This window comes from Nocardia sp. BSTN01, from assembly GCF_015354405.1.
GTDB lineage: Bacteria > Actinomycetota > Actinomycetes > Mycobacteriales > Mycobacteriaceae > Nocardia.
In genome coordinates, this window is sequence record NZ_JADKYP010000013.1 from 69,289 (window position 1) to 82,163 (window position 12,875).

A 12,875-nucleotide genomic window follows, 5' to 3' on the forward strand; every position below is an offset into this window, starting at 1 on the left:
CATCATGAGCTCACTGTCTTCCCCGTTGCTCCTGCTGATCTTCCTGGCCTGCGCCGCGGCCATCTGGATGGCCGGCGTGAAACTCTCCGACGCCACCGACGTGTTGTCGCAGCGCTGGCACCTCGGCGAGGCCCTCGGCGGGGTCCTGCTGCTGGCGATCGCCACCAATCTGCCCGAAATCGCGATCACCGCCAGTGCGGCGGCCGCGCATCAGCTCGACGTGGCTGTCGGCAACATCCTCGGCGGGATCGCGGTGCAAACCGTCGTCCTCGTCGCTCTCGACGCCGCCGGTGTGCGCCCGCGCGCGCCGCTGACCTATCTGGCCGCCTCGCTGACGTTGCTGCTGGAAGGTGCGCTGGTCGTGGCGTTGCTGCTGCTCGTGGTGATGTCCACCCAGATGCCGTCCGACGTCATCGCCTGGCGGGTGACGCCGGGAGTCGTCCTCATCGCGCTGCTGTGGGCACTCGGCTTGCTTGGTCACCCTGGCCGCGGGCGTGTACATCGAGCGCAGTGGTGAGGAACTGTTCGGCCGCTGGGGAATGTCCGGAGTGGTGTTCGGCGCGACGGTCCTGGCCGCGGCCACGTCCCTGCCGGAACTGTCGACCGGTCTGACCTCCACCCGGATGGGCGATCACAAACTCGCCGTCAGCGACATCTTCGGCGGAAACGCCTTCCTGCCCGTCCTGTTCCTGCTCGCGACGCTGCTCTCGGGCTCGTCGGTGCTCCCCCGAGCCCACAACACCGACATCTATCTCACCGCCCTCGGCGGCGTACTCACCCTCGTGTACATGACCGGGCTGGTGTTTCGCCCGCGGCGCCAATGGTTGCGGATGGGCCCGGATTCGCTGACCGTGCTGGTCATCTACATCATCGGCATCGTCGGTCTCGCGTTCGTCCCGAGCTGACGGCGGCTCGGTGGCGCGGCGGCGGGGTTGCCCCGCATGCCTAGGATCGAGGTGATCCACTTGCCGAGGATGCGAACAGACAAGGGGTGCGGGTGATTTCAGCACGCGAGATGTGGACGTTGTTCGAGCCGATCCACGCGGTGACCTATTTCGCCCCGGAATGCCGGGCCGCATTCGAGCAGGCGGGGCTGCGCGGCTTCTGGCGTGGATACTTCGGCGGTCGCTCGGCGCCGTTCGGGGCGATCGGACCCGGCGTCGTGACAGCGACCTTCTTCGGCTTCTCCCCCGCCATGGTGGCCCGGGCGCTGCCGGGGGTGTGGGAGCTGGCGACGCCGCAGCGCGTCCTCGAGGCCCGCTCCGCCGGCGCCCGCGCCGCGCTGCTGCGGCTCGGCGGGAGCGACGACGAGTACGCCGAGGCGGCCGAACTGGCCCGGCAGGCCGCCACAGCGGTGGAGCTCGAAGGAAAACCCCTCGCCGCCGCCAATGCCGACCTGGCATGGCCCGAGGACCCGCTGTCGATCCTGTGGCATGCCTGCACGGTGCTGCGCGAGCACCGGGGTGACGGCCACGTCGCGGCGCTGACCACCGCCGGACTGACCGGATGTCAGAGTCTGGCCTGGCGCGCCGCCACCGATTCCGGGCGCGACGTTCTGCAACCGGCTCGCGGCTGGGACGACGAGCACTGGGATCGCGCGCTCGCGGGCCTCACCGAGCGAGGCTGGCTCGACACCGACGGCCGGCCCACGGCTGCCGGTTGTGCCGAATTCGACGAGATCGAAAGCCGCACCGACGATTTGGCCGCACGACCGTGGCGAGCGGTCGGGGCCGCGTCGGCCGAACGCCTCGCCGAGCTGGTGCGACCGCTGGCCCGAGCCGCGCACACCGCGATGCCCGAGCGCACCCCCATCGGCACCCTCCCCCGCCCCTGAGCGGGATCGCTCGCCGTGCGGATCGAGCGGGTGAAAGGCGAGGTATGACGTCCTGGCGTGCGCGGGCCGTGATCGCCCGGATGCGATGGCAGCGCAACAAGCGGTTCTACGCCGACCCCGCCGTCATGCGGGCGCGGTTGGCCGAGCATCAGGCGCCGCGGCGCTCCCGCCCACCGCAGCGCCTCGCCCGCCGGTGCGATATCGCCCATCGCACGGTCGACGGCCGCTCCGTCTACACCTTCACCCCGTTGGGCAGCCCCATGAAGAAGATCCCCGAAGCCCGTCGCGCCACCGACGAATTGGTGGCATCCCTCCACACCGCGGCGGCGCAGACCCTTCGGTAACGCGAGGAGCGTTTCCGTTCGCCGAAAAAACTGACCAACGTCCCACGCATCGGAGCCTTCGGCACGATTCGGCGTCGCCGGCGATCGCGCATAGTGGCCGTATGAGAACCGGCGGTATCGGAAGGGCCGGGCAGGAGGCATTCGATGGTGTTTCGTGATCGCGTCGACGCGGGCAGCCGGCTCGCGACGCGTTTGATCGCCCTGCGTGACACCGATGTCGTCGTACTGGGCCTGCCGCGCGGCGGAGTACCGGTCGCCTTCGAAGTGGCCCGGGCACTGCACGCACCGCTGGACGTCCTGGTGATCCGCAAGCTGGGCGTCCCCTATCAGCCCGAACTCGCCTTCGGCGCGGTCGGCGAGGACGACACCCGCGTACTCAACAGTCTGGTCGTGCGCCGCGCCGGGTTGTCCGAGGACGACATCGATGCGGTGCTGCGGCACGAGCGGGCGGAACTGGCGCGTCGGGTGGACATGTACCGGCAGGGGCGCGACGGACCGTCGCTGCGTGGCCGGACCGTGGTGCTGGTCGACGACGGCATCGCGACGGGGGCCACCGCCCGCGCCGCCTGCCGCGTGGCCCGTGCCCGCGGCGCCGCCCGTATCGTCCTGGCCACTCCCGTCGCCACACGCGAGGCGCTGGCGTCGCTGCGGCCGGAAGCCGACGACATCGTCTGCCTGAAAACGCCACTGCTCTTCGACGCGGTCGGCCAGTGGTACCGGCACTTCGGACAGACGAGCGACGACGAAGTCGTCGATCTGCTCGCCCGGTCGGCGGTCGCCGCCCGCGAACCCCCCGGCGTGCCCGAGCCCGGCGATCCGCCGCTGGTCGACGACGAGGTCACCATCACCATCGGGGAGGCCGAACTGAGCGGCCATCTGACGGTTCCGGAAGCCGCGACGGGCGTGGTCGTCTTCGCCCACGGCAGCGGCAGCAGCAGGCACAGTCCGCGCAACCGATTCGTCGCCACCTCCCTGCAGCGGGCCGGATTCGGAACGCTGCTGTTCGACCTGCTCACCTCCGCCGAAGAGCTCGAGCGCGCCAATGTCTTCGCCATCGGTCTGCTGGCGAATCGGCTGGCAGGTGTCACGCGGTGGCTCGCCGGGATGCACTACGCCGACGACCTCCCGATCGGGTACTTCGGCGCCAGCACCGGGGCCGCTGCCGCGCTGCGGGCGGCCGCCGATCCGGAACTGAGGATCGCCGCCGTCGTCTCCCGCGGCGGCCGGCCCGACCTCGCCGACCTCTTTCTGACCGCCGTGCGCGCGCCGACCCTGTTGATCGTGGGCGGAGACGATCCGGCGGTGATCGAACTGAACCGGTTTGCCCAGCGAGCGATGGCGTGCGAGACACGCGTCGAGATCGTGCCCGGCGCCACCCACCTGTTCGCCGAGCCCGGCACGCTGGAAGTCGTGGCCGAACTGGCCCGCGACTGGTTCCGCACCCATTTCCGCGGGTCGACGACCGACCGCACACGACCGTGACCGGGTATTCCGCCGTACCGCCCGCCCTTCTCCGGCCGCGCGGCAGATTCGAAAGTCCTTGATAATTCCCGACTTCCGGCACCCGTGCGCCACCGGTATCGAGCACATCACCGCACCCCGGGCCACATGGTCCACATTCCGGTGACTTTGGTCCATCACGAATTCTCCGGTCATCGGCGACGCTGGTACCGATGGAGACCAACGATCCCTTCGCCGCGCTCGCCGAAACGCATTCGGCGGTGGTGGTGCTGTACGGCGACCGGGCCTACAAGATCAAGAAGCCGGTGCGGACCGACTTTCTCGACTTCTCCACGCGCGCCGCGCGCGAAGCCGCGTGCCTTCGCGAACTCGAGCTCAATCGGCGGTTCGCTCCCGATGTGTACCTCGGCATCGGGCACCTGTCCGATCCGACGCGGGATGCGGACGAACCCGTGCTGCTGATGCGCCGGCTCCCCGATGCCGCCCGGTTGTCGCGGCGCCTCGACGATCCGGCCGTCGCCCGCGACATCCTGTCGGTGCTCGTTCGCGATGTGGCCGCCTGGCACGACCGGGCGCCGACCGGGACGGCGATCGAACGCGCGGCGACGGTGGCGGCCGTTCGGGAGCGCTGGAAGTCGTTGCTGTCCGGGATGACCCATCCCCCGATCGAACCCGCTGCGGCGCGGGAGCTGACCGACCTGGCGATGCGTTACCTCGACGGACGAAAGGCGTTGTTCGACAAGCGCATCGCTACCGGGCGCATCGTCGACGGCCACGGCGATCTGCGCGCCGACGACATCTTCGTCACCGACGACGGCGTGCGGGTCATCGACTGCCTCGACTTCGACGACGAACTCCGCCACGTCGATCGGCTCGACGACATCTGCTTTCTGGCCATGGATCTGGAACGACTCGGGTACCCGGACCTGGGCCGGGCCGTCGCCGAGGAGTACCTCGAAGCGACCGGCGACCCGGCGCCGGACTCGCTGTATCACCACTACGTCGCCTATCGGGCGGCGGTGCGCGCGAAGGTCGACTGCGTGCGGTTCGGGCAGGGGGAACGGCGAGCGGCGGCCGGTGCGGTGCGGCACGTCGAGGTCGCCCTGCGACACCTCGCCGCCGGCGCGGTGCGCCTCGTGCTGGTCGGTGGCCTGCCGGGTACCGGCAAATCGACGATCGCCCGCCGCCTGGCCACCGCGACCGGCGCGATCCTGTTGTCCAGCGACCACATTCGCGCCGTTGCGCGCGCCGAAGGCGTCCTTGACGGCGCGACCGGCGAATACGACCACGGCGCCTACACCCCCGCCGCCCGCGATCACGTCTACGCGGTCATGTGCGCCGAGGCACGGACCCTGCTCGCCGCGGGCCGCTCGGTCGTTCTGGACGCCAGCTGGATCGACGATGCGCAACGACGCCGCGCGTCTCGGCTCGCCATCGAGACCGCAGCCGACCTCGTCGAACTTTGTTGCAGCGCACCGGCTTCCGTGGCCGCCGCGCGCATCACGGCGCGCACCGGATCCGAATCCGACGCCACACCCACCGTCGCGGCGGCCATGGCCGCGGATCGCGACCCGTGGCCCGGTGCGGTGGTACTGGATACCACCGCACCGGTGGACGAGACCACCGAGGCCGCGCTGCGTAGTTATCGGCACATCGAGGAGGGGACGCGCTCATGACCGCGGAGCCGACCGGGACGCGCGCCCTGGGCGGTCGCCGCCGGGTACTGCTCGAACGGTGCGTGCACGGTGACGAGCGGCGATTGCCGTGATACCGGTGTCGCGGACCATGGTCGCGGCACCTCGGGACCAACGGCCCCTCCGCGGCGCAGAGGGCGAACCTACCGTCGAGATATGAACACAGTGCCCTCACGCGACGTCGTCGAGACAGCGGTCCGGATGGCAGGCCGTGCGCCGTCGCTGCACAACAGTCAGCCGTGGCGGTGGATGTTCGACGGGGCGCAGCTGCGGCTGTTCAGCGTGCACGAACGCATGCTGCCGACGACCGACGACACCGGCCGGCAGCTCGTGATCAGCTGCGGCGTCGTACTCGACCACCTGCGCGCGGCGATAGCCGCCCACGGGTGGCGCGCGATCGTGGCGACCTTCCAGAACCCCAACGACCGCACCCACCTCGCCGATGTCCGGTTCGAGCCGTCGCCGTACATCACCGACGGTGACCGCGAACGCGCCGACGCCATGGCGCGCCGGTACACCGACCGGCTCCCGTTCGACGAACCGGAGGGCTGGGAGCCGTTCGAGACCGTCCTGCGCACGGTGTTCGACCCCGAGGACACGATCGTCGACGTCCTGCCCGACGACAGCCGCGCGGAACTGGCCCGGGCGTCGGAGCTCACCGCGTCGGTGCGCCGCTACGATGCCGACTATCACGCCGAATTGCATTGGTGGACAGGGCATGTGGTGGCCCAGACCGGCATTCCCCGGGAAGCGCTGGTGAGTGAGGAGGAACGCGGGCGCGTCGACGTCGGGCGGAGGTTGCCCACGGTCACCGGCGAACCACGTCGCACCGAGGTGCGCGCCGACCGGTCGAAGATCCTCGTGCTGTCGACCTACGGCGACAGCCCCGCCGAATGGCTGGCCTGCGGACGGGTGCTGTCCACCGTCCTGCTGGAGTGCACGCTCGCCGGCTACGCCACCTGCCCGCTGACCCATCTCACGGAGGTCCCGCGCAGTCGCGGCGTGGTCACGCGGTTGCTCGGCCGCAATGCCTTCCCGCAGGTACTGATTCGCGTCGGGCGGGCGCCGGAGAATCAACCGCGCCCGGACCCGACGCCACGGCTGCCGTTGCGCGAGATCCTGCGCGTCACCGACGGCGCCGGCTAACCGATCGTCCCGGCGAATCGCTTGCCGTCAGCACCGCGCCCGCTGTCACCGCACTGCCGGCACCGTTCGTCTCAGCGCTGCCCGCGGGTACTGGCGTGGTGTGCGGGCGCGGCGCTACCGTGCGAGAGATCGGCGCGCGAAGTAGATCGCCGCACCGATCGCCAGCACGACCGCGCCCGATACCACGGACGTGAGCGGGAGGGTGCAGGCCAGTACTACGCAGCCCACGGCGCCGACCACCGGAACCACGCGCGGCGGTCTGCCTTCCTCCGGAGTCAGCGTCCACGCGGAGGCGTTCGCGACGGCGTAGTAGCCGAGCACCGCGAAGGACGAGAATCCGATCGCGCCACGGAGATCGGCGGTCGCGGCGATCAGCGCCACGACCGCCCCGACCACCAGTTCGGCTCGATGCGGGACGGCGAAACGCGGATGGACCGCGGCCAGCCGATGCGGCAGATGCCGATCCCGGGCCATGGCGAAGGTGGTGCGCGAGACCCCGAGGATCAATGCCAGCAGGGAGCCGAGCGCGGCGACCGCCGCCCCGGCACGCACCACGGGCACGAGCCCGGGTCGCCCCGCCGCGCGCGCCGTCTCGGCGAGCGGCGCTGCGGCCGAGGCCAATTCGTGCGGCCCGAGCACCGTCAGCGCCGCGACGGCGACCACCGCGTAGACGACCAGCGTGATGCCGAGGGCCAGCGGGATCGCCCGCGGGATGATGCGGGCGGGGTCGCGGACCTCCGCACCGAGGGTGGCGATGCGGGCGTAACCGGCGAACGCGAAGAACAACAGTCCGGCGGCCTGCAGAATGCCCCGGACCGATGTGTCGGCTCCGATCGCCAACCGGCCCGCGTCGGCGGCGGAACCGGCGAACGCCGCGACGACGACCGCGGCCAGCACGGCCAGCACCAGCGCGACGACGATCCGGGTCAGCAGCGCCGACTTCTGCACGCCGCGATAGTTCACCGCGGTGAGCGCGACCACCGCCGCGACCGCCACCGCATGCGCATGGCCGGGCCAGGCGTAGGCACCGACGGTGAGTGCCATCGCCGCACACGAGGCCGTCTTACCGACGACGAAGCCCCAGCCGGCGAGATACCCCCAGAACTCCCCCAGGCGTTCCCGGCCGTAGACGTAGGTGCCGCCGGAGGCGGGATAGCGAGCGGCCAGACGGGCCGAGGAGGTGGCATTGCAGTAGGCGACGACGGCCGCGATCGCCAGCCCGATCAGCAGACCGGATCCCGCCGCGGCAGCCGCCGGGCCCAGCGCGGCGAAGATACCCGCGCCGATCATCGACCCGAGTCCGATCACCACCGCGTCGCCGAGGCCGAGCCGACGGCACAGGCCGGCCGTTGCCTCGGAATCCATGAGCTCGAAGATAACGGAGTCCACGCGCGCCCGCCTGCCGGCCGCGCGTGACGCCGTCAGGCCTCGGTCGAAGCGCCGTCAGGCTCGGTCAGCGCATCGATGGCGTCGCGGAGTTTCGCGGCGGCCTCGGTCGCGATCGGTTGCAGTCCGGGATCACCGGTGACCTGCACCATGACCTCGGGATCCATCGCTTCGACGATGACGGCTCCCGCGTCGCCCGGGTCGCGCCGCACGATCACGTTGCAGGGCAATAGCAATCCGATGCGGCGGTCGACGCCGACCGCGCGATGCGCCAGCGGCGGGTTGCACGCCCCGAGGATGAGGTAGTCCTCCATCTCCTCGCCGAGTTTGGCCTTCAGGGTCGCGGCCATATCGATCTCGGTCAGCACTCCGAAACCCTGCTCGGCCAGTGCGGCCCGCGTCCGCTGGACGGCATCGTCGAACCGGTCGGTGTGCAGCGTGGTGGAAATCGCCAGATTCATGGTCGCCCGCTTTCTGTCGATGATGGGGTCAGGTTCGTGAGACGGCGCAGCCGGCGGTGGCCGGCAACCCCAGCCGCCGGAGCAGCAGGGTCGCCGGGCACCAGCCCGCGACGCCGTAGAGCAGCAGATTCGCGCCGACGAACCCGGTGAGAACGAGCCACCAGCCCGACCATGCCGCGGCCGCGACCACACTGATCAGCACGAGGGTGCCGGCCAGCAGCGGTACGACGCGGGCGATGGACCAGCCCTGGTGGCGAGGTAGGTTCGGCATGCGTTCACTTCCGAAAATGGGTTGGGCGCCTTCGCTTTTCAGGCGAGGGCGAGGAACAGTTTCTCGAGTTCGGCTTCGCTCATCGGTTCGGCGCCGTCGGCGCTCTCGCCGGTGAGGCATTCGCGCAGGCCGGTCGCGACGATCTTGAATCCGGCCCGGTCCAGGGCACGCGAGACCGCCGCGAGCTGGGTGACGACGTCCTTGCAGTCGCGTCCCTGCTCGATCATGGCGATCACACCACCCAGTTGCCCCTGTGCGCGGCGCAACCGGTTGAGTACCTGTGCGATCGTTTCCTCGTTGCCGACCATGGCTGTCCGTCCTCTCGTCGCCTACCCCTCCAGCATACCCCTGGGGGTATGCTGGAGGGTTGTGGCGTCAGTCATGCGCGAAGCTGATCGAGGGCAGGATCCGGCGCAACCACCGCGGTGACGCCCAGGCCCGGTGACCGGTCAGGCGCAACAGCACCGGCAGCAGCACCAGTCGCACCGCGGCGGCGTCCAGTAGCACGGCCACGCCGAGAATTACGCCCATCTCCTTGGGCGGTAGCGGATCGGCGAGCGAGAAGGTGAAGAACACCGCCACCATGACCGCCGCGGCGGCGAAGATCACCCGGCCCGAATGGGCCAGTCCGTCCACCAGGGCGCGGCTCGGGTCCCCGGACCGCTCGTAGTGCTCCTTCGCCGTCGCCAGCAGGAAGACCGTGTAGTCCATGGCGATGGCGAAGATCATCGCGAAGAAGAACACCGGACCCCAGCCGTCGAGGAATCCCTGCGGGCGGAAACCGAGCAGGCCCGCCCCATGGCCGTCCTGGAAGATCAGTTTCGCCACTCCGAACGCCGCCGCCGTCGACAGCAGACTCACCACCGTGCCCAGCGCCGCGATCAGCGGAGCCTGCAACGCCACCAGCAGCAGGGCGAAGCCGAGCACCAGGATGATTCCGACGATGATCGGGAAGTAGTGGTTCAGCGCGTGTTGCAGGTCCAGATTCTCCGCGGGTGCGCCGCCGACCAGCGCTCCGGCCGGCAGCCGGTCGCGCAGGTGATCGAGGATCGTGGCCATCCGCGCGTCGGAGGGATCGACGTTGGGCAGCGCCTGCATCATCGCCAGTCCGCTGCCGTCGCGGGCGGGCTGCGGCGGGGTGACCATCGCGATCCCGTCGACCGCCGAGGCGGCATTCGCCACCGCACCGGATTCCGTTGCGGGCGCGATGATCTGCAACATTCCGGGAGCGCCCTCGCCCATCTGCGCCTGCACCAACTCGTAACCCTGACGAACCGGCGCGTCCGCGGGCACGACCTGGATCGACGGCATCGCGACCTTCAGCCCGGTCACCGGGATCGCGAGCGCGACCAGCACCAGCAGCGCGGCGATCGCGAACGGCCACGGCCGATCGTGCAGGATCCGGCCCCAGGCCGCGAACCGCGGTGAGCGGTGCTGCCGGCGGCCGATCCGCGGCAGCGATCCGGCGTTGATCCGGTCACCCAGCGCTCCCAGCGCGGCGGGAAGCAGAGTCAGCGTCGCCAGCAGCACGAACGCCACCGCGAACATGATGCCGACGGCCATCGTCCGCACCGCGGGAGCCGGCACGATCAGCACCGCCGACAAGCTGACCAGCACCGTCAGCCCGGACAGCACCACGGCCTTACCCGCCGTGCTCATGGTCTCGGCGACCGCCGCACGTGGATCAGCACTCGCCGCGAGCGCGCCGCGGAAGCGGGCGACGATGAACAGGGCGTAGTCGATTCCCAGCGCCAGGGCGAACATCATCGCGAAGTTCATGGCCCACACCGAAATCGGCGTCACATGGTTGAGCAGCACCAGACCGCCGGCCGAGGCGATCAAGCCGGCCAGGGTGAGCAGCAGCGGCAGTCCGGCCGCCACCAGCGATCCGAAGGCGACCACCATGATCGCGAGGGTCACCGGCCAGGAGAACATCTCGGCCTTCAACATCGCATCGTGGTTGGCCTTGTTGAAGTCGCTCCACAACGCCGACGCACCGGTCGGATAGACCTCGATTCCGTTGCCCGACAACGCCGTCAGCGCGTCCTTGTGGGCATCGACCGCCTTCACCATGTCGTCGGTCGAGGCCGCGGCGCCGGCGATGAGGATTCCGGTGTGCCCGTCCGGGCTGATCGACCTCCCCGGCTGGGGTGACACCACCTCGCCGAAGCGCGAATCACCGGCGAAGATCGCGGTCATCCGGCCGAGCACCGACTGCACCTGCGGACTCTCGACGGTCCGGCTGTCGGAATGCACCACGACCTGCACCGCTGCCGACGAATTGCCGCCGAAGTGCTGCTGAGCCAGCTCACGCACGCGCACCGAATCCGACCCGTTCGCCTGCCAGCCGGCGCCCGCGAGGGAATTGAACACACTCGGCGCCGCGGCTCCGAGCGCCACCAGCACGAGCAGCCAGACCCCGAACACGATCCGGGCGTGGCCGGCCATGGCGGCTCCCAGTCTGCTCAGCATTCCGCCGGGGCCTCGCGTCGTGGCCGCCGGCGGTGACACGACCTGCGTTTCGGTCATAAAGCACACCTCCTCGATACCCCTGGGGGTATATTTCATCTAGCGGCCAACATACCCCAGGGGGTATCTGGCACGCAAAGGTGCGCTCGGCCACATCCGGGTACACCGGCCGTGAAGACGAAAGGAGACGACATGACGGATATCGCGCTGTATGTGGACCCGGTCTGCCCGTTCAGCTGGGTCACCGCGCGCTGGCTGCAGACCAGCGCCGACGCTCACGTCACGCTGCGGCAGATGAGCCTGGCCGAACTCAACGAGGGACAGGACGTCGACGACGACCAACGGCCGATGATCGAACGATCGCGGCGCCTCGGGCGGGTCTTCGCCGCCGTCACCCGCCGACACGGAGACGACGGGTTCGACCGGCTGTATCAGGAGTTCGCAACCGTGGCGCACACGCGCAAGGAACCGATCACCGACGAGACGATCGCCGCCGTGCTCACCCGCCTGAATCTGGATCCGGCGCTCGCCGCGGCCGCCGACGACGCCGGCCTCGACGCTGTCGTCGCCGAGACGCATCGGGCCGCCCAGCAGGCCCTCGGGCAAACCAGCGGAAGTCCGATCGCCGTCGTCGACGGCCGCGCATTCTCCGGACCCGTGTTGACGAAGATTCCCGATCCGCGGCAGGGAAAGCAGCTGTTCGAAGCGGTGGTCACCCTTGCCTCCACGCCGGAGTTCGCGGCTGTGCAGAGTCCGTACTCCGGGCCGCCGGACACCACCGAACCCGCCGCCGGCACCTGAGAGCGCGGACGAACTCGAGGCGGGCCGGTGACCTTCGGCCCTGGCCCGAGCGCCGGCGATGCGGTGGTATCGACGCGAAGGAGCGTGACCATGAACTTCGCGAGCATCGCGCCGGGCGCTCGGCACGGCACCGCACGCCGCGCCGAATCCGACGACCAGGGCCCCGGGTACGACCGGCCCACCGTCGACATCCGGCTCGGTGATCGAGTCCCCAGCATGTTCGGCGAATACGCGCGGCGGCGCATCGGCGACGCCGCGCGTTGCGCACCTTCGCCGGTGGCGTCGATCCGGGTCCGCCTGGCCGACCATCGCGAGTCGGCGCTCGCGAATCCGTTCGTGGCACAGGCCGATATCGTCGCCGCGCGATTGCTGCGGGTGCAGGTGACCGGAGCAACGGCACGCGAGGCGGTGGATCTGCTGCAGACGCGGACACGCGCTCGGCTGCGCATGCCGACCGGCGGAGGAGCGGCGCAGCAGCAGCGATGTGATCCGCCGGCCGCCACGCTGCTCTATCTGCGCCCGGTCACACAACGGAAAATCATGCGCACCAAGTGTTTTCATCTGCTCGACCGAACGGCGGCAGAGGCCGCGGCCGATATGGCGCTGATGGACTACGACTTCTGGTTGTTCACCGAGTCCGGCGCGGATACCGAGAGCGTGCTCGCGCGCACCACCGGCGGTCACTACCGGTTGACTCGGCTCGACGAACGCGCGCCGACCGCCGATGCGGCGAATCTGCCGCTCACCATCGCCGAGGCCCCGGCTCCGGTTCTCGACCGCGCCGAGGCCCTGACCCGGCTCCAGTTGAGCGGTTCACCGTTCCTCTTCTACCGCGATCGCGAACTCGATCGCGGCGGCGTGTTTTATCACCGCTACGACGGTCACTACGGATTCATCACCTCGCGACGATGAATCCGCCGAAGGCCTCCCAGCGGTGGACCTTCGCCCCTAGCAGCACCGCCCGCGCGGTGGTGGCATGAACAGACCGGATGCTCAGCTCCCGAGAGG

General features: G+C 70.0%; 14 protein-coding genes. 9 read left to right on the forward strand and 5 right to left on the reverse strand.

The window, feature by feature from the left end:
• Positions 1 to 4: 4 nt before the first annotated feature.
• The 7 genes from IRT45_RS36810 to IRT45_RS13745 all read left to right on the forward strand — a co-directional run bounded on the left by IRT45_RS36810 (position 5) and on the right by IRT45_RS13745 (position 6,479).
• Complete coding sequence (locus IRT45_RS36810; RefSeq protein WP_228534302.1) at positions 5 to 517, forward strand: hypothetical protein; 513 nt, start codon at positions 5 to 7, stop codon at positions 515 to 517.
• On the forward strand, positions 495 to 905 hold the full coding sequence (locus IRT45_RS36815) for a hypothetical protein (RefSeq protein WP_309240946.1): 411 nt from the start codon (positions 495 to 497) through the stop codon (positions 903 to 905). Before IRT45_RS36810 ends, IRT45_RS36815 begins: the two co-directional genes overlap by 23 nt.
• Positions 906 to 997: 92 nt before the next feature.
• Positions 998 to 1,834, forward strand: a complete 837-nt coding sequence (locus IRT45_RS13725) for a hypothetical protein (protein WP_309240947.1) — start codon at positions 998 to 1,000, stop codon at positions 1,832 to 1,834.
• Positions 1,835 to 1,878: 44 nt separating this feature from the next.
• Positions 1,879 to 2,178 (forward strand): hypothetical protein, encoded by a 300-nt coding sequence (locus tag IRT45_RS13730; protein ID WP_194806232.1) that lies wholly within the window; start codon positions 1,879 to 1,881, stop codon positions 2,176 to 2,178.
• 144 nt (positions 2,179 to 2,322) lie between these two features.
• Positions 2,323 to 3,660 carry a phosphoribosyltransferase family protein gene (locus IRT45_RS13735; protein WP_194806233.1) on the forward strand — a complete coding sequence of 446 codons (1,338 nt, stop codon included), beginning with the start codon at positions 2,323 to 2,325 and terminating at the stop codon, positions 3,658 to 3,660.
• A gap of 191 nt (positions 3,661 to 3,851) precedes the next feature.
• A complete protein-coding gene (locus IRT45_RS13740; protein ID WP_194806234.1) occupies positions 3,852 to 5,315 on the forward strand; it encodes an AAA family ATPase in 1,464 nt (487 codons plus the stop codon).
• 174 nt (positions 5,316 to 5,489) lie between these two features.
• Complete coding sequence (locus IRT45_RS13745) at positions 5,490 to 6,479, forward strand: Acg family FMN-binding oxidoreductase (RefSeq protein WP_194806235.1); 990 nt, start codon at positions 5,490 to 5,492, stop codon at positions 6,477 to 6,479.
• Between the two features lie 114 nt (positions 6,480 to 6,593).
• Here IRT45_RS13745 and IRT45_RS13750 read toward each other — a convergent pair whose 3' ends face one another.
• From IRT45_RS13750 to IRT45_RS13770, 5 genes are all read right to left on the reverse strand, one after another.
• Complete coding sequence (locus IRT45_RS13750; protein WP_194806236.1) at positions 6,594 to 7,844, reverse strand: APC family permease; 1,251 nt, start codon at positions 7,842 to 7,844, stop codon at positions 6,594 to 6,596.
• A gap of 56 nt (positions 7,845 to 7,900) precedes the next feature.
• Positions 7,901 to 8,326 (reverse strand): DUF302 domain-containing protein, encoded by a 426-nt coding sequence (locus IRT45_RS13755; RefSeq protein WP_194806237.1) that lies wholly within the window; start codon positions 8,324 to 8,326, stop codon positions 7,901 to 7,903.
• A gap of 28 nt (positions 8,327 to 8,354) precedes the next feature.
• Positions 8,355 to 8,597 carry a DUF2892 domain-containing protein gene (locus tag IRT45_RS13760; protein ID WP_039778179.1) on the reverse strand — a complete coding sequence of 81 codons (243 nt, stop codon included), beginning with the start codon at positions 8,595 to 8,597 and terminating at the stop codon, positions 8,355 to 8,357.
• Positions 8,598 to 8,635: 38 nt separating this feature from the next.
• Positions 8,636 to 8,905: a metal-sensitive transcriptional regulator gene (locus IRT45_RS13765; RefSeq protein WP_030516394.1), complete on the reverse strand. Its 270-nt coding sequence runs from the start codon at positions 8,903 to 8,905 to the stop codon at positions 8,636 to 8,638.
• 67 nt (positions 8,906 to 8,972) lie between these two features.
• Complete coding sequence (locus tag IRT45_RS13770) at positions 8,973 to 11,126, reverse strand: MMPL family transporter (protein ID WP_194806238.1); 2,154 nt, start codon at positions 11,124 to 11,126, stop codon at positions 8,973 to 8,975.
• A 132-nt stretch (positions 11,127 to 11,258) separates the two neighbouring features.
• On the opposite strand from IRT45_RS13770, the gene IRT45_RS13775 reads away from it, so the two are divergent.
• A complete protein-coding gene (locus tag IRT45_RS13775) occupies positions 11,259 to 11,867 on the forward strand; it encodes a DsbA family protein (RefSeq protein WP_194806239.1) in 609 nt (202 codons plus the stop codon).
• A gap of 90 nt (positions 11,868 to 11,957) precedes the next feature.
• Entirely contained in the window at positions 11,958 to 12,779 is an 822-nt protein-coding gene (locus IRT45_RS13780) for a sigma 54 modulation/S30EA ribosomal C-terminal domain-containing protein (RefSeq protein WP_194806240.1), read from the forward strand.
• Positions 12,780 to 12,875 lie beyond the last annotated feature (96 nt).

What these genes read in the sequence shown, in the direction of transcription:
- IRT45_RS13775 (WP_194806239.1), top strand. Translation starts at nt 11,259, where the DNA reads ATGACGGATATCGCGCTGTATGTGGACCCGGTCTGCCCGTTCAGCTGG.
- IRT45_RS13740 (WP_194806234.1), top strand. Translation starts at nt 3,852, where the DNA reads ATGGAGACCAACGATCCCTTCGCCGCGCTCGCCGAAACGCATTCGGCG.
- IRT45_RS13735 (WP_194806233.1), top strand. Translation starts at nt 2,323, where the DNA reads ATGGTGTTTCGTGATCGCGTCGACGCGGGCAGCCGGCTCGCGACGCGT.
- IRT45_RS13750 (WP_194806236.1), bottom strand. Translation starts at nt 7,844, where the DNA reads ATGGATTCCGAGGCAACGGCCGGCCTGTGCCGTCGGCTCGGCCTCGGC.
- IRT45_RS13770 (WP_194806238.1), bottom strand. Translation starts at nt 11,126, where the DNA reads ATGACCGAAACGCAGGTCGTGTCACCGCCGGCGGCCACGACGCGAGGC.
- IRT45_RS13780 (WP_194806240.1), top strand. Translation starts at nt 11,958, where the DNA reads ATGAACTTCGCGAGCATCGCGCCGGGCGCTCGGCACGGCACCGCACGC.
- IRT45_RS13730 (WP_194806232.1), top strand. Translation starts at nt 1,879, where the DNA reads ATGACGTCCTGGCGTGCGCGGGCCGTGATCGCCCGGATGCGATGGCAG.
- IRT45_RS13765 (WP_030516394.1), bottom strand. Translation starts at nt 8,905, where the DNA reads ATGGTCGGCAACGAGGAAACGATCGCACAGGTACTCAACCGGTTGCGC.
- IRT45_RS36810 (WP_228534302.1), top strand. Translation starts at nt 5, where the DNA reads ATGAGCTCACTGTCTTCCCCGTTGCTCCTGCTGATCTTCCTGGCCTGC.
- IRT45_RS13760 (WP_039778179.1), bottom strand. Translation starts at nt 8,597, where the DNA reads ATGCCGAACCTACCTCGCCACCAGGGCTGGTCCATCGCCCGCGTCGTA.
- IRT45_RS13745 (WP_194806235.1), top strand. Translation starts at nt 5,490, where the DNA reads ATGAACACAGTGCCCTCACGCGACGTCGTCGAGACAGCGGTCCGGATG.
- IRT45_RS13755 (WP_194806237.1), bottom strand. Translation starts at nt 8,326, where the DNA reads ATGAATCTGGCGATTTCCACCACGCTGCACACCGACCGGTTCGACGAT.